The organism is Acidovorax sp. GW823-FHT01C06 (assembly GCF_058798375.1).
This window is the reverse complement of sequence record NZ_JBXAKN010000006.1, coordinates 87,212-107,937: the sequence shown is the minus strand read 5'-3', so window position 1 is coordinate 107,937 and position 20,726 is coordinate 87,212. Positions and strand designations below refer to the sequence as shown.

The following is a 20,726-nucleotide window of genomic DNA, read 5'->3' as shown; positions in this document are numbered from 1 at the left end:
GACATGGCAAGGGGCCACATACATAAGGACACTGGTTTGTAGTGAACCCGCGCTAAGGCCGCGGGTCATAATTCCTGCCACATTCAATCCCACCATGATCGCTCCCACCACGCACCCCACCCGCCTGCTGAAATTCGTGGCAGGTCTCGCGCGGTGGTCGCTGGGTTTGCTGCTGGCCTTCTGGCTGCTGCTGGCCATCGCGTGGGGGGCACTTCATGGCTGGATTGTGCCGCGAATCGGCGATTTCCGCCCGCAGCTGGAGGCGCATGCCGCACGGGCCCTGGGGGTTCCGGTGCGGATTGGGGCCATCGCGGCGCACACGGAGGGCCTGATCCCATCGGTCGAACTCTCGGATGTCGCGCTGCTGGACGCCGCGGGCCGTTCCGCGCTGCGCCTGCCGCGCGTGGTCGTGGCGCTGTCGCCCCGCTCCTTGCTCAATGGGGGTTTCGAGCAGCTCTACATTGAAGGGCCCGAGCTGGAGGCGCGGCGCACCGCCGACGGGCGCATCCAGGTGGCGGGCCTGGACTTTTCCCAGCAGCAGGGCGAGGACAACGCCGCGGCCGACTGGCTGTTTTCGCAGGGCGAAGTGTTCATCCGCAATGGCACGGTGCGCTGGACCGACGAGCAGCGCGGTGCCCCCGAGCTTGCCCTGGAGAAGGTGGACCTTCTGCTGCGCAATGGCAACTGGCACCACCACCTGCGGCTGGACGCCACCCCGCCGGAGGCCTGGGGCGACCGCTTCACGGTGGTGGGGCTGTTCCGCGCGCCGCTGCTGAGCGCACGCGACGGCAACTGGAAGCACTGGAACGGGCAGGTGTTTGCAGATTTCGCGCGGGTGGACGTTTCGCGGCTGCGCCACCACGCCGACGTGGGCGTGGAGGTGGCCCACGGCCGTGGCGCGCTGCGCGCCTGGGCTGACGTGCAGCGCGGGCAGATCGTGGGCGGCACGGCCGACCTGGCGCTGGCCGACGTCAACGCGAAGCTGGGCCCCGATTTGCAGGCGCTGGTGCTGCCCTCGATCCAGGGGCGTCTCGGCGGCCGCCGGCTGAACGGGGGTTTCGAGTTTTCAACCCAGGGCCTGCTGTTCCAGACCGATGACGGACTGACCTGGCCGGGCGGCAATTTGCGGCTGGTCCACACGGCCGCCGCGGGCAAGGTGCCCGCCCAGGGCGAGTTCCGCGCGGACCGCCTGGACCTGGCCGCGCTCGCGCAGATCGCGAGCCGCCTGCCGCTGGGGGCCACGGCGCACGATGCGGTACGCACCTACGCGCCGCAAGGCCTGGTGGATGAGATCCAGGCCACCTGGAAAGGCCCCCTGGACAACCTGCAGCAGTACCAGCTGCGCGGGCGCATCCGCGGCCTCGCGCTGGCCGGCGATACCTCCGCCGGGGCCACCGCCCACCTGGGCCTGCGCGGGGCCACGGTGGACGTGGACATGACCCAGGGAGGAGGCAAGGCGGCCCTGACCATCGCCTCGGGCGCCCTGGTGCTGCCCGGCGTGTTCGAGGACCCCGTGCTGCCCCTGGACCGGCTCAGCGCCGACGTGCGCTGGCAGCTCGAGGGCAGCCGCATCGCGGTGCAGGCCAACGACGTGCAGTTCGCCAACGCCGACGCGCAGGGCGAGGCACGGGCGACCTGGCACACGAGCGATGCGGCCAAGGTGCCGCACCAGTCGCGGTTTCCCGGCGTGCTGGATCTCACCGGCACGCTGCACCGCGCCGACGGCACCCGCGTGCACCGCTACCTGCCGCTGTCCATTCCGGCGGATTCGCGCCACTATGTGCGCGACGCGGTCGTCGCGGGCAGCGCCAGCAACGTGCAGTTCCGCGTGAAGGGCGACCTGCACCACCTGCCGTTCAACGACCCCAGGCAGGGCGAATTCCGCATCGCCGCGCGCGTCAAGGACGTGACCTACGCCTACGTGCCCCCCAGCCTGCAGCCGGCGGGCACCCTGCCCTGGCCCGCGCTGACGGAACTGGGCGGCGAGCTGATCTTCGAGCGCTCGTCCATGCAGGTGCGCGGCGCCACCGGCAGCTTCGCGGGGCGCCAGGGCCTGCGCCTGTCCAAGGTGGATGCCCGCATCCCGGACCTGGCCCACACCGTGGTCAGCGTCAGCGCCGACGCCCGGGGGCCGCTGCCCGAACTGCTCGCGCTCATGGGCACGTCGCCCCTGGGCCGCATGACCGGCAACGCGCTCGACCAGGCCAGCGGCACGGGCAATGCGGACTTCCAGCTGCGCCTGTCCCTGCCCATCAGCGACATCAACAAGTCCAAGGTCCAGGGCAGCGTCACGCTGGCCGGCAACGAACTGCGCATCACGCCCGACACCCCTGCGCTGAGCCGCGTGCGGGGCGTGGTGCAGTTCACCGAGGGCGGCTTCTCGCTCAACGCCGTGCAGGCGCAGGCGCTGGGTGGCAGCGTCAAGCTGGAAGGCGGCATGCGCGCGCTGCCGGCCCACGCGCCGGCGGCCGAGTCGGCCGTGCAGGTGCGCGCCCAGGGCACTGCGACGGCCGAAGGGCTGCAGCAGGCGCCGCAGTTGGGCATGCTCTCGCAGCTGGCGCGCCACGCCACGGGCAGCACGCCGTACGCCATGACGCTGGCGTTTCGCCGGGGCGTGCCGGAGGTGCAGGTGACGACCAGCCTGCAGGGGCTGGCGCTGGCGCTCCCGCCGCCGCTGGGCAAGACCGCGGAGACCAGCCTGCCCCTGCGCTTTGAAACCCAGGTGGCGCGCGAATCCCTGGCCGGCGTGACCCAGGCCGGGCACGGGAGCGGTGCCGACGCCCCGCCCCTGCGCGACCAGGTCACGGTGGACCTGGGCGCGCTGGGTTCAGCCGTGTACGTGCGCGATATCAGCGGGCCCCAGGCCCGGGTGCTGCGGGGCACCATCGGCGTCGGCCTGTCGGGCGGCGAATCGGCCCCCATGCCCGCCCAGGGCGTGGCCGCCAACATCAACCAGGGCAAGCTGGATGTGGATGCCTGGGAGGACGTGCTGACGCAGGCCACCTCCCGCGTGGAAACCGCCGCGCGCGCGCCGGCCGCCGCGGCCCCGGCCAGCGCGCACAGCCTGGCGCAGGACTACCTGCCCACCACGCTGGCCCTGCGCGCGCGCGAGCTCACCCTCCAGGGCCGGACGCTGCACAACATCGTGGCCGGGGCCCTGCGCGACGGCACCACCTGGCGCGCCAACCTCGATGCCACCGAACTCAACGGCTACCTGGAATACCGCCAGCCCGGCGCCGCCGACCAGCCCAACGGGCGCCTGTTCGCACGGCTGTCCCGCGTGAACATGCCGCAAAGCGATGTGAACCAGGTCGAAGCGCTGCTGGATGAACAGCCCGGAGCCCTGCCCGCGCTGGACATCGTGGTGGACGACTTCGAGTTGCGCGGCAAGCGGCTGGGGCGCGTGGAGATCGAAGCGCAGAACCGCGGCGGCGATGGCGCGCAGCGCGAATGGCGCCTCTCCAAATTCAACATCACCGCCCCCGAGGCGAATTTCACCGCCAACGGCAACTGGGCGGTGATGAATGCCGCGGGAGGCGGGCCGCGCACCCCCGACCGGCGCACGGTGCTCAATTTCAGGCTGGACATCCGCGACTCCGGCGACCTGCTGGGGCGCATGGGCATGCCGGGCGTGGTGCGGCGCGGCAAGGGACGCATGGAGGGCCAGGTGGCCTGGATGGGCGCGCCCTTCAGCCCGGACTACCGGTCCATGACGGGCCAGATCAACGTGAACATCGAAGCAGGCCAGTTCCTCAAGGCCGAGCCGGGCCTGGCCAAGCTGCTCAGCGTGCTCAGCCTGCAGTCGCTGCCGCGGCGCCTCACGCTCGATTTCCGCGACGTGTTCAGCGAAGGCTTCGCGTTCGACTTCGTGCGCGGCGACGTGCGCATCGAGCAGGGCGTGGCCACCACGAACAACCTGCAGATGAAGGGCGTGAATGCCGCCGTGCTGATGGAGGGCAGCGTCAACATCGACCACGAGACCCAGGATCTGCGCGTGGTGGTGGTGCCCGAGATCAATGCCATGACGGCATCGCTGGTGGCCACCGCCATCAACCCCGTGATCGGCCTGGGCAGCTTCCTGGCCCAGGTGTTCCTGCGCGGACCGCTCATCGAGGCCGCCACGCAGGAGTTCCGCATCGACGGCACCTGGACAGACCCGCGCGTCGTGCGCGTCCCCCGCCGCGGGCGCGAGCCCGGCCCCGCCAGCGACGCAGCGCCCCGCACCAGCCCCGCCAGAACCGGAGAAGCCTCATGATGAAAGTCGCCGCGATCCAGATGGTGTCGGGCACCCGCCTGGAAGACAACCTGCGCGCCGCGCGCACGCTGCTGGAGCAGGCGGCCGGCACCGGCGCCGAGCTGGCGGTGCTGCCCGAGTACTTCTGCGCGATGGGGCACAAGGACACCGACAAGCTCGCGCTGCGCGAGACCCTGGGCGAAGGCCGGATTCAGGATTTCCTGGCCAGCGCGGCGCGCGACCTGCGGATGTGGGTGGTGGGCGGCACCTTGCCGCTGCAGACCGCCGCGCCGGACCGGGTGCGCAACACCACCCTGGTGTTCGACCCCACGGGCGGCTGCGTGGCACGCTACGACAAGATCCACCTCTTTTACTTCGACAACGGCCGCGAGCAGTACCACGAAGGCCGGGTCATCGAGGCCGGTGGCACGCCCGTGCAGTTCGAGCTGCCATCGCGCGACGGCCACCGCTGGCGGGTGGGCCTTTCCGTGTGCTATGACCTGCGCTTCCCCGAGCTGTACCGCCTGCATGCCAGCGCCGGAGCGGACCTCCTGCTGGTGCCCAGCGCGTTCACCCACACCACCGGCCAGGCGCACTGGGAGGTGCTGCTGCGCGCCCGCGCCGTGGAGAACCTGGCGTACGTGTTGGCCCCCGCCCAGGGCGGCGTGCACGAGAACGGCCGGCACACCTGGGGCCACAGCATGCTGGTGGACCCCTGGGGCACCATCCTGGCCGAGCAGGACCAGCAGGCGGGCGTGGTGTCGGGCGTGGTCGACGCGCAGCGCCTGCGCGACGTGCGCCTGCAGCTTCCCTCCCTGTCGCACCGCGTCCTGTGAAGATCCCGCAGCAGCGCACACTTTTCAGGCGCTGGCGGGGCGCATGGCGGCGTTGGTCGCTGTGGACCCTGCTGGTGCTGCTCGTGATCTCCATGCTCGCCACCATGGTGTGGCTTGCGGGGCGGTACGAGGCCAGCCAGGTGCAGTCCCGCCTGGAGCGCGACACGGCCGACGCGGTGTCCGACATCCGCGTGGCGCTCACGCGCAACCTGCAGAGCCTGCAGGCGCTGCACGCGGGCGACCCGGGCCAGCTCGCCTGGGAAGTGGATGCCTCGGAGCTGCTGCGCAACCGGCGCGAGCTGGTGCGCATCGAGTGGCGGGATACCAGCCTGCGGGTGCGCACGCATGCCCAGTCGCCCTACCGCCCCGTGGCCTGGGACGCGCGGCTGCGCGAAGGCAACCAGTCCGACGCCGCCATTGCCTGCGCCAACGCGCGCCGCCTGAGCAGCCCCGCCTATTCCAGCAGCTACTTCCAGCCGCACGGCGACGGGCTGGGCTCGGAAATGATGGAGCTGTGCCTGCCCCTGAGCGCGGGGGGGCGCAGCACGGGCTTCCTCGTGGCCACCTACGCCCTGCAGGACGTGCTGATCAACCTGGTGGCGCACAACCTCACGCGCAGCCAGGAGGCCTCCTTCACCGAGGCCGACGGCACCCGGCTGGCCGTGCTGGGCGCCGCGCGCCGGGGCTCGCGCATGTTCACGGCCACGCACCTGCTGGATCTGCCCGGCAGCACGCTGGTGCTGCGCATGGACACCTGGCACAGCGCGCCCAGCCTGTTCCCCAATGTATTGACCGCGCTGGTCACCGCCATGTCGATCGCGCTGGTCACCGTGATGGTGGTGCTGGTGCGCGACAACCGCCGGCGCCTGCGCGCCGAGCGCGACCTGGCCGACGCGCTGGCATTCCGCAAGGCGATGGAGGACTCGCTGGTCACGGGCCTGCGCGCCCGCGACCTGGAAGGCCGCATCACCTATGTGAACCCCGCGTTCTGCGCCATGGTGGGGTTCAGCGCCCCGGAACTGCTGGGCCAGAGCGTGACCGCACCCTACTGGCCGCCCGAGCGCGTGGAGGAGTACCGCCAGCGCCAGGCCATCCGCTTCGCGGGCACCATGCCGCCGCGCGAGGGGTTCGAGTCCGAATTCATGCGCAAGGACGGCACGCGCTTTCCGGTGCTCATCATCGAGGCCCCGCTCATCAACGCCCAGGGCCTGCACACGGGATGGATGAGCGCGTTCCTCGACATCAGCGAGCAGCGGCGGGTGGAGGAGCTTTCGCGTGCCTCGCAAGAGCGGCTGCAGGCCACCGCCCGGCTGGCCACCGTGGGCGAGATGGCCTCGCTGCTGAGCCACGAACTCAACCAGCCCCTGGCCGCCATCTCCAGCTACGCCACGGGCTCCATCAACCTGCTGGAGGCGCCGGCGCCCCAGGCGGGAAGCCCGGCGGGCGCCGCTCCCAACGCGGAGCAGCTGCAGGACGTGCGCATGGCCATGCAGCACATCGCGCGGCAGGCCGAGCGCGCGGGCAAGGTGATCAAGAGCGTGCACGACTTCGTGCGCCGGCGCGACCAGGCGCGGGAGGCCGTGCAGGCGCGCCAGCTGCTCGACGCCATCCTCCCGCTGGTGAGCCTGCAGGCGCGCAAGCTGGCCGTGCGGGTGAACACCACGGTGGAGCCGAACCTGCCCCCCGTCCTGTGCGACCGCACCATGGTCGAGCAGGTGCTGCTCAACCTGGCGCGCAACGCCATGCAGGCCATGGACGACCCCGCCATTCCCACGCGCGTGCTCGACATCCGCGTGCGGCGCGCCGCCTCGAACCAGCACAGCGGATGGATCGAGTTCGCGGTGACGGACCTCGGAACCGGCATCGCCGCGGACGTGGCGAAAAAACTCTTCACGCCCTTCTTCACCACCCGCGCCGAAGGCATGGGCCTGGGCCTCTCGATGTGCCGCACGGTGATCGAGCAGCACGGTGGTTTTCTCGGATTTGCCCCCCACGAGCCGCGTGGTACGGTCTTTACCTTCACGCTGCCCGTTCCCCAACCTTCGCCTGACACCTGATGGAACCCGTATCCAACGCCACCGTGTACATCGTGGACGACGACGCCAGCGTGCGCGAGGCGCTGGCCTGGCTGCTGCGCTCGCGCCGGCTCCCGAGCGAATCGTTCGACAGCGCCGAGGCGTTTGATGCCATGCTGCAAAGCCGCCCGGCGCAGCGCCAGCCCTGCTGCCTGCTGCTGGACGTGCGCATGCCCGGCATGAGCGGCCTGGCGCTGTTCGACCTGCTCGGCGTGCGTGGCGACCTGGCCACCATGCCGGTGATCTTCCTCACGGGCCACGCCGACGTGCCCACGGCCGTGGACACGGTCAAGCGGGGCGCCTTCGATTTTTGCGAGAAGCCCTTTTCCGACAATGCCCTGGTGGACCGGATCGAGCAGGCGCTGGCGCAGTCGGCGGAGCGGCTGGCGCAGCTGCGCGAGCGCAGCGACCTGCAGGTGCGGCTCGCGGACCTGACGGAGCGCGAGCGCGATGTGATGGACCTGGTGGTGGCGGGCCTGCCCAACAAACTGATCGCCGACCAGCTGGACATCAGCGTGCGCACGGTGGAAGTGCACCGCTCGCGGGTGTTCGACAAGATGCAGGTCAAGTCGGCGGTGGAGCTGGCCAACCTGCTGCGCACGGGGCAGTAGGCCGGCCCCCGCGCCCGCGCGCCGGGGTGCGGCGGCTAGCCGCTAGCCGCGCGGGCGCTCACCCACGAAGATTTCCACCCGCCGGTTGCGGGCGCGGCCGTCGGCCGAGTCGTTGGTGGCGATCGGGTAGCGCTCGCCCATGCCATCGATGGCGATGCGGCGCCCGTCCACGCCCCGTGCCGTGAGGTAGCTGCGCGTGCTGGCGGCGCGGTCCACCGAGAGCGGGTTGTTGATGGCGTCGCTGCCGGTGTTGTCCGTGTGGCCCACGATGCGCACATCGGTGTTGGGGTTGTTGCGCAGGCCGGCAGCGAACTGGTCGAGCACCGGGGCAAAGTTGGGCTGGATGTCCGAGCGGCCCACGGCGAACGAGATGTCGCTCGGGATGTTGAGCATGAGCTGGTTGTCGGCTGTCTGTGTCACGGCGATGCCGGTGCCCTGGGTCGCACGCTCCATCTCGCGCTTTTGCCGCTCCATGTTCTGCGACCAGATGTAGGTGCCCAGCGCCCCCACGCCCGCGCCCACGACCGCCCCCGTGCCGGCGCTGCCGCCGGTGGCGGAGCCGATGACGGCGCCGGCCAGCGCGCCCACGCCGGCCCCTGTGGCGGTACGGCGCTGGGTGTCGTCCATGCTGGCGCAGCCCGTGGCCAGGACGATGACGGCGGTGGCGCCGAGAAGAATGTGTTTGCGCATGGTGGTGCTCCTTGAAAGATTCGTTGGAGCTGGGCGCTTCGGGAGTTCCGTTCGCGTGCCGTGTGGCCTGTCCCTGGCCCCGGCCTCGGGTGCGCCCAGCTCAACGCCATCGTGGCCGCGGGCGGACACGGGCGCCATCGGCACAGCGGCACCCTGGCTGTAGGACGGCACCGCCTGGCGCCCGCGCCCCGCGCGCATGCCAAGTCACTGCGCCGGGGGCGGTGGAGGGGCGGGGGGCGGCGGCGGGGAATCCTTCGGGGGCTGCTGCAGCTCACCACCCTTGCGGCCTGAGAACATGGTCCACCAGACGATGGCGACCAGCAGCACCAGCGCGAGCAGCGCTTCAAGCAAAATCAGCCCCATGAAATTGACACTCCCAAGAACGTATTTACGGTCACCCCGTGGCCGCGCAGAGGCCTTTGCGGGATGGGATACAAGGCGCGGTCTGCGGCCCATGGCCCCGCTATTGGCAAGCGCCGCAACGCAGCAGACCGACCGCAAAGCCCTCGGCCCTTCGGGCTGGAGTGAAAGCGGGCGATGGGACGCCCCGGCTGCTTGCACAAGCGCGAGCCCCTGCGGCGCATCCGAGCCATCCACTCATCCCGAAGGCACTCCAACACGGCCACGGCATGATCGCAAACACCTTCTAGGCCTTGTATTGACGGCACTGATTGTAGGAACGCTGGCCGCCTGCTCGAGCCCACCGCCCGCAAGCCCCTCCCGCCCCCCGGCCATCCCGGCGCCCCTGCCGCCCGGCGCGGTGGTTCTGCCGGGCGACACCGGCCCGCTGCCCCCGCCGATGTCCCAGCCCAAGAGCCGCTGGGTGCCCGTGCGCTGGGCCGAGCTGCCCGGCTTCACCGAAGACGCGCTGCACGAGGCCTGGAACGCCTGGATCAAGAGCTGCGAGCGGCCCGCGCCGCCCTTCACCTCGCTGTGCAGCGACGTGCGCCAGCTGAGCATCGCCACAGGTGAGGAGCAACGCGCCTGGCTCATCGCGCGGCTGCAGCCCTACCGCGTGGAGGCGACCGACGGCAACCCCGACGGCCTGCTAACGGCCTACTACGAGCCGATGATGGAGGGCTCCCGCCAGCCCGGCAACGGTTTCAACGTGCCGGTCTACCGCGTGCCCGCCGGGCTCGGGACGCGCAAGCCCTGGTACACGCGCCAGCAGATCGAGACACTGCCCGAGGCCCAGGCCGCGCTGGCCGGCCGGGCCATCGCCTGGCTGCGCGACCCGGTCGAATCGATGGTGCTGCACATCCAGGGCTCGGGCCGCCTGCGCATCGCCGAGGCGGACGGCACGGTGTCGCTGGTGCGCGTGGCCTACGCGGGCACCAACGACCAGCCCTACCAGAGCATCGGCCGCTGGCTGCTGGACCAGGGCTACACCCGCGACGCCACCTGGCCCGGCATCCGCGCCTGGCTGGCCGCCAACCCCCAGCGCACGAATGAGCTGATGTGGACCAACCCGCGCTACGTGTTCTTCCGCGAGGAGCCGCTGAGCCCGCTGGACGCGGGCTTTGGCCCGCGCGGCGCGCAGGGCGTGCCGCTCACGCCCGGCCGCTCCATCGCCGTGGACCGCCAGAGCATTCCCTACGGCACGCCCGTGTGGCTCGCGTCCAGCGGGCCGCAGGTGCAGCTCAACCGCATGGTGATGGCCCAGGACACCGGCAGCGCCATCCTGGGCGCGGTGCGCGCGGACTTCTTCACGGGCTGGGGACCGGAGGCGGGCGACATCGCCGGGCGCCTGAAGCAGAACCTGCGGCTGTGGGCGCTGTGGCCCCGGTGATTTTTTTAGGTCTTTTTGGCTTCCAGCCCTTATTGGACAAGCGCTAAAAGCTATTGAATCAGGAGCATTTTCTTCAAGTGTCCCTGTGCCCCAACGCCCCGCGACGGGCAGCCCCGTTCACGGGCACGGCACCCGCGCCGCATCGGTTTCCACCCGCTGGGCCGCAGCGGCCGCCGCGAACGCCATGGCCGGCGGCACGGTCACGGTGTGCAGTTGATCCCCTTCGATGCGGTACTCGTACTCGCGCGTCGAGCCCACCATCTCCGTCCTGAAGGTGCTGCCCGCCATGGTGGCCGCATACACCCGGGGGCGGACGACCTGATACCGGTACGTGGTGGTGGCCGTCCCGCTGGTGGTCTTGCAGGTGGATTCGAACTGGTCCGCCTTGAATTGCAGGGTGCAGCGGCCGGAGGTGTCTTCGGCCTTTTCGCCATCCGGGGCGGTCAGCACGATCCTGGCGGCGCGCCAGCAGCCGAGCAGGGAGGGGTCGGGGGCCGCCGCGCAGGCCCAGGAGGCCGCGAGGGCAAGGGAGAGGAAGCTGGAACGCGTGAAGCACTTCATAGGGAGGTCAACGTGCAAGGTCAGGGGCTGGGGCGGGCCTTTGCAGGGCATCCCGCGATGGTAGAGGCATCGTCCCTGGCGCCCCGCGCTGCAGGGCTGCCCGCCCCCCGGGGCCCTGGCGCCCTACGGCTCCACCGTCCACCGCGTCACCCGCGGCGGCGCATCGCCCACGTGGAAGGCCAGCTTGCGGTCGCGCAGGGCCACGTCCGAGGCCGTCACCCGGTCGAAGCGCCGCAGGTGCTCGGTCCACGACTCGTCCTCGATGCGCTCCACATACCGCGCGGGCTGGCTGATGTCGTGCAGCAGCTGCCAGCCCAGGGCACCTTGGCGCAGGCGGCTGCGGCGGCTTTCCTGCATGGCGGCGCGGAATTCGGCCGCGCGGGCCGGGTCGATGAAATACTCGATCGTGACCACGAGGTGCCCCGCCCCCGGCGGCACGTCGGCCACGGGCGCCTGGAAGGCGCGCGAGGGGCTCAGGTCCTCCTCCATGCTGCGGTCGGCCACCAGGCGCTGCACCAGCAGCATGGCCACCACGCCGGTGCCTGCGGCGATTCCCAGGCTCGCGTGCACGTCGCTCACCGTGGCCACCTGGCCCCACACGGCGGCGCCCAGGGCCGTGGAGCCCATGATGGCCATCTGGTAGATCGACATGCCGCGCGCGCGCACCCAGTTGGGCAGCGCCAGCTGGGCCGACACGCTCAGTGAATTGGCCGTGGTGATCCACGCCATGCCGGCCACGAACATCGCGGGCACGGCCACATACACGTTGGGGGCCACGGCCATCACGCCGGTGGCCGCCGCCTGCAGCAGCGTGCCCCGGATCACCAGCACGTCGCGCGCCATGGCCTGGCGCAGGCGCGGCAGGAACATGGCGGCGGTGATGGCCCCCGCGCCCATGGACGCGAGCAGCAGGGTGAAGGTGCCCGCGCCGCCGCCTTCCAGGCCCCGCGCCAGCAGCGGCAGCAGGGCCAGCAGCGCGGTGGCGTGCAGGAAGAAGATGGAAATGCGCCACAGCACGGCCCGCATGCTGGGCGACTGCCGCACGAACTGCAGGCCCACGCGCATGGCGCTGGGCAGCTTCTCGCGGCCGAGCGGGCTGGGCACGTGGGTGCGCTTCCAGCGCATGATGACCAGGCCCGAGATGACGGACAGCACGGCGTTGAGCACGAACACCCAGGCGCTGCCCGCGCTGGCGATGATGGCACCGGCCAGCAGCGGGCCGATGATGCGCGAGGCGTTCATGGCCACGCCGTTGAGCGCCAGCGCCGCGGGCAGCTGCGGGCGGCTGACCAGCTCGGGCACGATGGCCGCGAACACCGGCCAGCGCATGGCCAGGCCGATGCCGTTGGCGAACGTGAGCGCGAGCAGCAGCGGCGCCGTCATGCCGCCCGCCATGATGGCCACGCACAGCACCAGCGCCACGGCGGCCACCCAGAACTGCGTGGCGATGAAGTAGCGCCGCCGGTCCAGGATGTCGGCCAGCGCACCGCTGGGCAGGCCCAGCAGGAACACGGGCAGCGTCGAGGCCGACTGCACCAGGGCCACCAGGATGGGCGAGGTGGTGAGCGTGGTCATGAGCCAGGCGGCCGCCACGTCGTTCATCCACATGCAGGTGTTGGCCGCCACCCAGGTGAGCCAGAGCATGCGGAACACTGGCACCGACAGCGGCGCCAGGGGCGAGAGCGAGGCGGAGTGGTCGAGCCGCGCAGCCACGGATTCTTCCGTGCCCTGGGCGAGGGCCGCGCGGTCCGCGGCCGCTTCACGCGCCGCGAGGTCGGCGGGCGCTTCGGGGGCCGGGCTCAGTTCAGGAGGGGGCGGGGGCGCAACGCTGCGCGTGCTTTCGTGGGACGGCAAAGGTGGCATGTCCGCGCATTGTGCGACGGGTTCTGCCGCCGCGCTGCGCCCGGCGGCGCGTCCGACGCCGGTGCAGGGGCATGGCCCGGGCCAGCGGCCCGATGCCTTTTGGGCACCTGGCGCTTTCCCAGCAAGCGCCAAAAGCTATTGAAATTATAGCAATCAGGATTTGGCGCGCGCCAGGTGCGTGAGCGGCAGCGCGCTGCTGGCCTTGACCTCGCCCAGCGAAAAGCTGGTGTGCATGTCTTTCACGTTGGGCAGGTTGAGCAGCACGTCGCGCGCGAACTGCGAAAAGCTGTCCAGGTCGCGCGCCACCACCTGCAGCTCGAAGGTGCCCGTGCCGCTGATGTAGTGGCAGGCCACCACCTCGGGGATGCGCGCGATCGCCGCCTCCATCTCGCGCGTGAGGTCGCCGGTGCTGCGGTCGGCATCCAGCCGCACGAACGCCAGCACCCCCAGGCCGATCTTGTGCCGGTCGATCTCGGCGCGGTAGCCCTTGATGAAGCCCTGCTCCTCCAGCGCCCGCACCCGCCGCCAGCAGGGCGCGGCCGAAAGGCCCACGCGCTGGGCCAGTTCGGCGTTCGTCAGGCGTGCGTCAGCCTGCAGCTCATTGAGGATGGCGATGTCGAATTTGTCGAGAGTGTTCACAAAATGGCCGTACCGAGAAAGATCCTTTCTCAGAATAGCCCAAACACGGCACAGAACGCAAAGACATATCAGCAATGCAGACATACACTTCTCTGCACACTGGAGTCGCTGCCCTAAACGGGCGGAAGGACTGCGCCCCGACCGGGCCCACAAGGCCCGGCCCCACAAAAAAGCCATTGGAGACATAGCCATGAACGCCCCACTGCCAGAGCACATCCGCAAGGCCCTCGAAACCGTCACCCTCGACGACAAATACTCTTTGGACCACGGCCGGGCGTTCATGAGCGGGGTGCAGGCCCTGGTCCGCCTGCCCATGCTGCAGCGCCAGCGCGACGCCGTGGCCGGCCTGAACACCGCCGGTTTCATCAGCGGCTACCGGGGCTCGCCCCTGGGCACGTACGACCAGGCGCTGTGGGCGGCCAAGAAGCATCTGGCGGCCAACAACATCGTCTTCCAGCCCGGCGTGAACGAGGAACTCGGCGCGACGGCCGTCTGGGGCACGCAGCAGCTCGACCTGTATCCCCAATCCAAGAAGTTCGACGGCGTCTTCGGCATCTGGTACGGCAAAGGCCCGGGCGTGGACCGCTGCTCGGACGTGTTCAAGCACGCCAACATGGCCGGCACCGCCAAGCACGGCGGCGTGATCGCGATTGCGGGCGACGACCACATCAGCAAGAGCAGCACGGCCGCTCACCAGAGCGACCACATCTTCAAGGCCTGCGGCACGCCAGTGTTCTTCCCGAGCAGCGTGCAGGAAATCCTGGACATGGGCCTGCACGCCTTCGCCATGAGCCGCTTCTCGGGCGTGTGGTCGGGCATGAAGACCATCCAGGAGGTGGTGGAGTCCTCGAGCAGCATCTCGGTGGACCCGGACCGCGTGAAGATCGTGATGCCCGAGGACTTCGTGATGCCGCCCGGCGGCCTGCACATCCGCTGGCCCGACGCGCCGCTGGAGCAGGAAGCGCGCCTCATGGACTACAAATGGTACGCGGCCCTGGCCTATGTGCGTGCCAACAAGCTCAACTACAACGTGATCGAAGGCAAGAACGACCGCTTCGGCATCATCGCCAGCGGCAAGGCCTACAACGACACGCGCCAGGCCCTGGTGGACCTGGGCCTGGACGATGACACCTGCCGCCAGCTGGGCATCCGCGTGCACAAGGTCAACGTGGTGTGGCCGCTCGAAGCCACCATCACGCGCGACTTCGCCCAGGGCCTGCAGGAGATCCTGGTGGTCGAGGAAAAGCGCCAGGTCATCGAATACCAGCTCAAGGAAGAGCTGTACAACTGGCGCGCCGACGTGCGCCCCAACGTGCTGGGCAAGTTCGACGAGCCCGAGGGTGATGCCACGGGCGGCGAATGGTCCATGCCCAACCCCAGCCAGAACTGGCTGCTGCGCGCCAAGGCCGACCTGACGCCGGCCATCATCGCCAAGGCGATCGCCAAGCGCCTGAAGAAGCTGGGCGTCTCCAGCGACATCATCGCGCGCATGGATTCGCGCATCGCCATCATCGAGGCGAGCGAGCGCGGCATGGCCGAGCTCAAGGTGGACACGGGCGAGCGCGCCCCCTGGTTCTGCAGCGGCTGCCCGCACAACACCAGCACCCGCGTGCCCGAAGGCTCGCGCGCCGTGGCCGGCATCGGCTGCCACTACATGGCCAACTGGATGCCCGACCGCAACACGTCGACCTTCACGCAGATGGGCGGCGAGGGCGTGACCTGGGTGGGCCAGGCCCCGTTCACCACCGACCAGCATGTGTTCGCCAACCTGGGCGACGGCACCTACTTCCACAGCGGCCTGCTGGCCATCCGCCAGAGCATCGCGGCGGGCACCAGCATCACCTACAAGGTGCTCTACAACGACGCCGTGGCCATGACCGGCGGCCAGCAGGTAGGCGAGCGGCCCGAGGGCCACTCGGTGCTGCAGATCATGAACAGCCTCAAATCCGAGGGCGTGGCCAAGCTCATCATCGTGACCGATGAGCCGCAGAAGTACGACGGCGTGGCGCTGGCCGAGGGCGTGACGGTGCACCACCGCGACGAGCTCGACACGCTGCAGCGCCAGTTCCGCGAGATCAAGGGCTGCACGGTCATCATCTACGACCAGACCTGCGCGACCGAAAAGCGCCGCCGCAGAAAGCGCGGCACCCTGGCCACGCCCGACAAGACCGTCGTCATCAACGAGCTGGTGTGCGAGGGCTGCGGCGACTGCTCCACCAAGTCCAATTGCCTGAGCGTGGAGCCGGTGGAGACGGAATTCGGCCGCAAGCGCCGCATCAACCAGAGTACCTGCAACAAGGACTACTCGTGCGTGAACGGCTTCTGCCCGAGCTTCGTCACGGTGGAAGGCGGCAAGCTCAAGAAGCCCAAGAAGGAAAAGAAGGGCGACCTGGCCAGCCTGCCGGCCATCCCTGAGCCGGTGCTGCCCGTGGCCGAAGCGGCCTGGGGCATCGTGGTCGGCGGCGTGGGCGGCACGGGCGTGATCACCATCGGTTCGCTGCTGGGCATGGCCGCGCACCTGGACGGCAAGGGCGTCATCACGCAGGACGCCGGTGGTCTGGCCCAGAAGGGCGGCGCCACCTGGAGCCACATCCAGATCGCCAACCGCCCCGAGGCCATCTACACCACCAAGGTCGACACCGCCAAGGCCGACCTGGTGATCGGCTGCGACTCCATCGTGGCGGCGCACAAGTACACACTGGCCGTGATGCAGCCGGGCCGCACCTTCGTGGCGCTGAACACGCATGGCACGCCCACGGCGGCCTTCGTGACCAACCCGGACTGGCAGTTCCCGGGCGCCAATTGCGACAGCGCCATCGCGGCGGCGGTCGGCGCGGGTGGCGTGGGGAGCTTCGATGCCGAACAGGTGGCCACCCAGCTGCTGGGCGACAGCATCTACACCAACCCGCTGATGCTGGGCTACGCCTGGCAAAAGGGCCGCGTGCCCTTGACCTACGCGTCGCTGATGCGCGCCATGGAATTGAACGGCGTGCAGGTGGACAACAACAAGGCGGCCTTCGAATGGGGCCGCCGCTGCGCCCATGACCTGGCCTCGGTGCAGGCGCTGTTTGCCGCCGCGCAGGTGATCCAGTTCGTCAAGAAGCCTTCGCTGGCCGAAATGATCGCCAAGCGCGTGGAGTTCCTCACGGGCTACCAGAATGCCGCCTACGCGTCCGAGTACACGGCCTTCGTAGAGAAGGTGCGCGCCGCCGAAAGCAAGCTGGGCACCACCACCCGCCTGTCGGAGGCCGTGGCCCGCTACCTGTTCAAGCTGATGGCCTACAAGGACGAGTACGAGGTCGCGCGCCTGCACACCGACAAGGCCTTCACGGACAAGATCGCGAACATGTTCGAAGGCGACTACAAGCTGGTGCACCACCTGGCCCCTCCGATGACGGCCAAGAAGAACGACAAGGGCGAACTCGTCAAGCAGCCGTTCGGCCCCTGGATGCGCAGCGCCTTTGGTCTGCTGGCCAAGATGAAGGGGTTGCGTGGCACGGCACTGGATGTGTTCGGCAAGACCGAGGAGCGCCGCATGGAGCGCGCGCTGATCGTGGAATACCGCGCCTGCATCGAGGAGCTGCTGGCCCGCCTGAACGCGGACAACCTGGCCCTGGCCGTGGAGATCGCCCGCATCCCCGAGGAAATCCGGGGCTATGGCCACGTGAAGGAGCGCCACCTGTCGGCCGCACGCCCCAAGTGGGACGGCCTGATGGCGCAGTGGCGCGCCGGCGGCACCACCGCCCAGCCGCAGCGCCAGGCGGCGTGAAGCCGGCTGCCGTGGCAGCCCTGCCGTGAAGAGCCCGCGCACCGCGCGGGCTTTTTACTATTAAGTCAGGAGCATCAAATGATTGACAGGCCGGCGTCCATGGCCATTTTGATCTGATTTTTTCCCGCCATCGCGGCGCACCGCCCGCCCGCGGCAAACACCCGCCAGCGGCTTGGGTCTTCCCCCTTGGGCCGCGCACAGGGGGCCGCATACAATGCCCTGTTCCGCCCTGGAAGGCGCCCTCGCGCCGGCCCCTGGCGGGTTTTGTGAATTTTGACCATCCGTTGTGGAGTCCAGTCCGTGTTTATTTCTTCCGCTTTTGCCCAAACCGCACCCGCCGCAGCCGCTGGTGGTACCGACATCATGTCCTCGCTGACCGGCATGCTGCCCCTGGTGCTCATGTTTGTGGTGCTCTACTTCGTCATGATCCGCCCCCAGATGAAGCGCCAGAAGGAACACCGCGCCATGATCGACGCCATCGCCAAGGGTGATGAAGTGGCCACCTCCGGCGGCATCGTCGGCAAGGTCACGCGCCTGTCCGAAGGTTTCCTGCACATCGAGATCGCCAACGGCGTCGAAGTGCAGCTGCAGCGCAGCGCCGTGGTTCAGGTCCTGCCCAAGGGTTCGGTCAAGTAATCAATGAACATTCCCCTGAGGCGCTGCGCGCCTTCCCCTTGCCCCCGCGCCGCGCGGGAGGGGGACGACGCCCCCGGACTGGCAGAGCCAGATCCACGGCGTCCCTGGCAGGGGTCGGCGCATGGCGCCATGCACAACTGAGATAAGAGCGCGATCATGAACCGTTATCCGGTCTGGAAGTACGCGATCCTGGTGATCGTGCTGCTGGTGGGGGTCCTGTACACCCTGCCCAATTTCTTTGGCGAAGCGCCTGCGGTGCAGGTTTCGTCGGCCAAGGCCACCGTCAAGGTGGACACCGCCGTGCAGCAGCGGGTGGAAGAAGCGCTCAAGGCCGCGGGCGTCACGCCCGACTTCGTGGCGCTGGAGGGCAACTCGGTGCGCGCGCGCTTTGACACGCCCGACACCCAACTCAAAGCCAAGGACGCGATCCAGAAGGCCCTGGTGCCCGATGCCAGCGATCCGTCGTACATCGTGGCGCTGAACCTCGTGTCCCGCTCGCCCGTCTGGCTCAAATCCCTGCATGCCAACCCCATGTACCTGGGCCTGGACTTGCGCGGTGGCGTGCACTTCATGCTGCAGGTGGACATGCAGGCGGCCCTGACCAAGAAGGCCGAGTCCTATGCGGGCGACATCCGCACCGCGCTGCGCGACAAGAGCATCCGCCACGGCGGCATCAGCCGCGAAGGCCAGAACATCGACATCAAGGTGCGCGACGAGGCCATGCTGACGGCGGCCCGCAACCTGATCGCGGACCAGTTCACCGACCTGCAGGTCGCCAGCACGCCCGAAGGCAGCGAATTCAAGCTGCGCGCCTCCATCAAGCCCGAAGCCACGCGCCGCGTGCAGGAGCAGGCCCTCAAGCAGAACATCGTCACGCTGCACAACCGGATCAATGAGCTGGGCGTGGCCGAGCCCGTGATCCAGCAGCAGGGCCTGGACCGCATCGTGGTGCAGCTGCCCGGCGTGCAGGACACCGCCAAGGCCAAGGACATCCTGGGCCGCACGGCCACGCTGGAAGTGCGCATGGTGGACGAGGGCACCGAGGCCCGCACCGCCGAGACCGGCCGCGGCCCCGTGCCGTTCGGCTCCGAACGCTACCTGGAGCGCAGCGGCCAGCCCGTGATCGTCAAGAAGCAGGTCATCCTGACCGGCGAGAACCTGACCGACGCGCAGCCCGGCTTCGACGGCCAGACGCAGGAGCCGACCGTCAACCTCACGCTGGACGCCAAGGGCTCGCGCATCTTCCGCGACATCACGCGCGAGAACGTGGGCAAGCGCATGGCCATCGTGCTGTTTGAAAAGGGCAAGGGCGAGGTGGTGACGGCCCCCGTGATCCGCAGCGAAATCGGCGGCGGCCGGGTGCAGATCTCCGGCCGCATGACCACGGCGGAAGCCAACGACACCGCGCTGCTGCTGCGCGCGGGCTCGCTGGCCGCACCGATGGAAATCATCGAGGAATTCACCATCGGCCCGACGCTGGGCGCAGACAACATCGAACGCGGCATCCACAGCGTGGTCTGGGGCCTGGCGGCCATCGCGGTCTTCATGTGCTTCTACTACACGCTGTTCGGCGTGTTCTCCAGCATCGCGCTGGCCGTGAACGTGCTGCTGCTGGTGGCCATCCTGTCGATGCTCCAGGCCACCCTGACCTTGCCGGGCATTGCCGCCATGGCGCTGGCCATCGGCGTGGCCATCGACTCGAACGTGCTGATCAACGAACGCATCCGCGAGGAACTGCGCTCCGGCATGTCGCCGCAGGCGGCCATCCATGCGGGCTACGAGCGCGCCTGGGCGACCATCCTGGACTCGAACGTGACGACGCTGATCGCGGGCCTGGCGCTGCTGGCCTTCGGCTCCGGCCCGGTGCGCGGCTTTGCCGTGGTGCACTGCATCGGCATCCTGACCAGCATGTTCTCGGCCGTGTTCTTCTCGCGCGGCCTGGTGAACCTGTGGTATGGCCGCCAGAAGAAGCTCAAGAGCGTGTCGATCGGCCAGGTCTGGAAGCCGGACGCCGATGCCGCCGTGGCCAAGACGAACTAAGAAACTCCAAGGAAGGAACAAAGATCATGGAGTTTTTCCGCATTCGAAAAGACATCCCGTTCATGAAGCACGCGTTGATCTTCAACGCGATCTCCTTCATCACGTTCGCGCTGGCCGTGTTCTTCCTGCTCACGCGCGGGCTGCACCTGTCGGTGGAGTTCACGGGCGGCACGGTCATGGAAGTGGCCTACAGCCAGCCGGCCGAGCTGGCCAAGGTCCGCGAGACGGTCTCCGGCCTGGGCTATCCCGACGTGCAGGTGCAGAACTTCGGCACGGCCCGCGACGTGATGATCCGGCTGCCCGTGCAAAAGGGCGTGACGTCGGCGCAGCAAAGCGAACAGGTACTGGGCGCGCTCAAGGCCGCCAACCCCGAGGTCACGCTGCGGCGCACCGAGTTCGTGGGCCCGCAGGTGGGCGAGGAACTGGTGCACGGCGGCTTGATGGCGCTGGCCATGGTCGTGGTGGGCATCGTGATCTACCTGGCCTTCCGCTTCGAGTGGAAGTTCGGCGTGGCGGCCATCATCGCCAACCTGCACGACGTGGTGATCATCCTGGGCTTCTTCGCGTTCTTCCAGTGGGAGTTCTCACTGTCGGTGCTGGCGGCCGTGCTGGCCGTGCTGGGGTATTCGGTCAACGAATCGGTCGTGATCTTCGACCGGATCCGCGAGGCCTTCCGCAAGTACCGCAAGATGACGACGCACGAGGTGATCGACCACGCCATCACGAGCACGATGAGCCGCACGATCATCACCCACGCATCCACCGAGGCCATGGTGCTGTCGATGTTCTTCTTTGGCGGCCCGAGCCTGCACTACTTTGCCCTCGCGCTCACCATCGGCATCCTGTTCGGCATCTACTCCTCCGTGTTCGTGGCCGCGGCCATCGCCATGTGGCTCGGTGTGAAGCGCGAAGACCTTGTCAAGCCCGTGAAGAAGGATGGTGATCCGAACGATCCCCATGCCGGGGCCACCGTCTGAACCGCT

At 69.2% G+C, this 20,726-nt stretch carries 14 protein-coding genes; 9 read left to right on the top strand and 5 right to left on the bottom strand.

What is annotated here, in order from left to right:
* Positions 1-94 precede the first annotated feature (94 nt).
* Genes AC1RCS_RS14205 through AC1RCS_RS14190 form a run of 4 tightly spaced genes read left to right on the top strand, consistent with a single transcriptional unit; the run spans position 95 to position 7,756 of the window.
* Positions 95-4,255 (top strand): YhdP family protein, encoded by a 4,161-nt coding sequence (locus AC1RCS_RS14205; RefSeq protein ID WP_492245169.1) that lies wholly within the window; start codon positions 95-97, stop codon positions 4,253-4,255.
* On the top strand, positions 4,255-5,070 hold the full coding sequence (locus tag AC1RCS_RS14200) for a carbon-nitrogen hydrolase family protein (RefSeq protein WP_218297221.1): 816 nt from the start codon (positions 4,255-4,257) through the stop codon (positions 5,068-5,070). The genes AC1RCS_RS14205 and AC1RCS_RS14200 overlap by 1 nt, the downstream gene beginning before the upstream one ends.
* A gap of 2 nt (positions 5,071-5,072) precedes the next feature.
* Positions 5,073-7,127: a two-component system sensor histidine kinase NtrB gene (locus AC1RCS_RS14195; protein WP_492245270.1), complete on the top strand. Its 2,055-nt coding sequence runs from the start codon at positions 5,073-5,075 to the stop codon at positions 7,125-7,127.
* Entirely contained in the window at positions 7,127-7,756 is a 630-nt protein-coding gene (locus tag AC1RCS_RS14190) for a response regulator transcription factor (RefSeq protein WP_492245168.1), read from the top strand. Before AC1RCS_RS14195 ends, AC1RCS_RS14190 begins: the two co-directional genes overlap by 1 nt.
* Positions 7,757-7,798: 42 nt before the next feature.
* Here AC1RCS_RS14190 and AC1RCS_RS14185 read toward each other — a convergent pair whose 3' ends face one another.
* Both AC1RCS_RS14185 and AC1RCS_RS14180 read right to left on the bottom strand, forming a co-directional pair.
* Entirely contained in the window at positions 7,799-8,446 is a 648-nt protein-coding gene (locus AC1RCS_RS14185; RefSeq protein WP_218297132.1) for a YiaD family glycine zipper/OmpA-like lipoprotein, read from the bottom strand.
* A gap of 204 nt (positions 8,447-8,650) precedes the next feature.
* Positions 8,651-8,809 carry a hypothetical protein gene (locus tag AC1RCS_RS14180; RefSeq protein WP_218297131.1) on the bottom strand — a complete coding sequence of 53 codons (159 nt, stop codon included), beginning with the start codon at positions 8,807-8,809 and terminating at the stop codon, positions 8,651-8,653.
* Positions 8,810-9,104: 295 nt separating this feature from the next.
* Here AC1RCS_RS14180 and mltA point away from each other — a divergent pair, with 295 nt between their 5' ends.
* Positions 9,105-10,235, top strand: a complete 1,131-nt coding sequence (gene mltA, locus AC1RCS_RS14175; protein WP_369643732.1) for a murein transglycosylase A — start codon at positions 9,105-9,107, stop codon at positions 10,233-10,235.
* A 117-nt stretch (positions 10,236-10,352) separates the two neighbouring features.
* Here mltA and AC1RCS_RS14170 read toward each other — a convergent pair whose 3' ends face one another.
* The 3 genes from AC1RCS_RS14170 to AC1RCS_RS14160 form a co-directional block, all read right to left on the bottom strand.
* Positions 10,353-10,796: a hypothetical protein gene (locus AC1RCS_RS14170; RefSeq protein ID WP_255594852.1), complete on the bottom strand. Its 444-nt coding sequence runs from the start codon at positions 10,794-10,796 to the stop codon at positions 10,353-10,355.
* A 123-nt stretch (positions 10,797-10,919) separates the two neighbouring features.
* Complete coding sequence (locus AC1RCS_RS14165) at positions 10,920-12,659, bottom strand: MFS transporter (protein WP_218339426.1); 1,740 nt, start codon at positions 12,657-12,659, stop codon at positions 10,920-10,922.
* Positions 12,660-12,812: 153 nt separating this feature from the next.
* Positions 12,813-13,298: an Lrp/AsnC family transcriptional regulator gene (locus tag AC1RCS_RS14160; RefSeq protein ID WP_218297128.1), complete on the bottom strand. Its 486-nt coding sequence runs from the start codon at positions 13,296-13,298 to the stop codon at positions 12,813-12,815.
* A gap of 190 nt (positions 13,299-13,488) precedes the next feature.
* Here AC1RCS_RS14160 and AC1RCS_RS14155 point away from each other — a divergent pair, with 190 nt between their 5' ends.
* The 4 genes from AC1RCS_RS14155 to secF all read left to right on the top strand — a co-directional run bounded on the left by AC1RCS_RS14155 (position 13,489) and on the right by secF (position 20,720).
* Positions 13,489-17,067 carry an indolepyruvate ferredoxin oxidoreductase family protein gene (locus tag AC1RCS_RS14155; RefSeq protein WP_492245167.1) on the top strand — a complete coding sequence of 1,193 codons (3,579 nt, stop codon included), beginning with the start codon at positions 13,489-13,491 and terminating at the stop codon, positions 17,065-17,067.
* Between the two features lie 300 nt (positions 17,068-17,367).
* A complete protein-coding gene (gene yajC, locus AC1RCS_RS14150) occupies positions 17,368-17,703 on the top strand; it encodes a preprotein translocase subunit YajC (protein ID WP_218297126.1) in 336 nt (111 codons plus the stop codon).
* A 156-nt stretch (positions 17,704-17,859) separates the two neighbouring features.
* On the top strand, positions 17,860-19,743 hold the full coding sequence (gene secD, locus AC1RCS_RS14145; RefSeq protein WP_218297125.1) for a protein translocase subunit SecD: 1,884 nt from the start codon (positions 17,860-17,862) through the stop codon (positions 19,741-19,743).
* Between the two features lie 26 nt (positions 19,744-19,769).
* Positions 19,770-20,720 carry a protein translocase subunit SecF gene (secF, locus tag AC1RCS_RS14140; protein ID WP_218297124.1) on the top strand — a complete coding sequence of 317 codons (951 nt, stop codon included), beginning with the start codon at positions 19,770-19,772 and terminating at the stop codon, positions 20,718-20,720.
* Positions 20,721-20,726: the final 6 nt, after the last annotated feature.

Excerpts from the sequence above, each read along its gene's own strand:
- AC1RCS_RS14205 (WP_492245169.1), top strand. The coding sequence starts at position 95 with ATGATCGCTCCCACCACGCACCCCACCCGCCTGCTGAAATTCGTGGCA.
- AC1RCS_RS14200 (WP_218297221.1), top strand. The coding sequence starts at position 4,255 with ATGAAAGTCGCCGCGATCCAGATGGTGTCGGGCACCCGCCTGGAAGAC.
- AC1RCS_RS14190 (WP_492245168.1), top strand. The coding sequence starts at position 7,127 with ATGGAACCCGTATCCAACGCCACCGTGTACATCGTGGACGACGACGCC.
- AC1RCS_RS14185 (WP_218297132.1), bottom strand. The coding sequence starts at position 8,446 with ATGCGCAAACACATTCTTCTCGGCGCCACCGCCGTCATCGTCCTGGCC.
- AC1RCS_RS14180 (WP_218297131.1), bottom strand. The coding sequence starts at position 8,809 with ATGGGGCTGATTTTGCTTGAAGCGCTGCTCGCGCTGGTGCTGCTGGTC.
- AC1RCS_RS14170 (WP_255594852.1), bottom strand. The coding sequence starts at position 10,796 with ATGAAGTGCTTCACGCGTTCCAGCTTCCTCTCCCTTGCCCTCGCGGCC.
- AC1RCS_RS14165 (WP_218339426.1), bottom strand. The coding sequence starts at position 12,659 with ATGCCACCTTTGCCGTCCCACGAAAGCACGCGCAGCGTTGCGCCCCCG.
- AC1RCS_RS14155 (WP_492245167.1), top strand. The coding sequence starts at position 13,489 with ATGAACGCCCCACTGCCAGAGCACATCCGCAAGGCCCTCGAAACCGTC.
- secD (WP_218297125.1), top strand. The coding sequence starts at position 17,860 with ATGAACCGTTATCCGGTCTGGAAGTACGCGATCCTGGTGATCGTGCTG.
- secF (WP_218297124.1), top strand. The coding sequence starts at position 19,770 with ATGGAGTTTTTCCGCATTCGAAAAGACATCCCGTTCATGAAGCACGCG.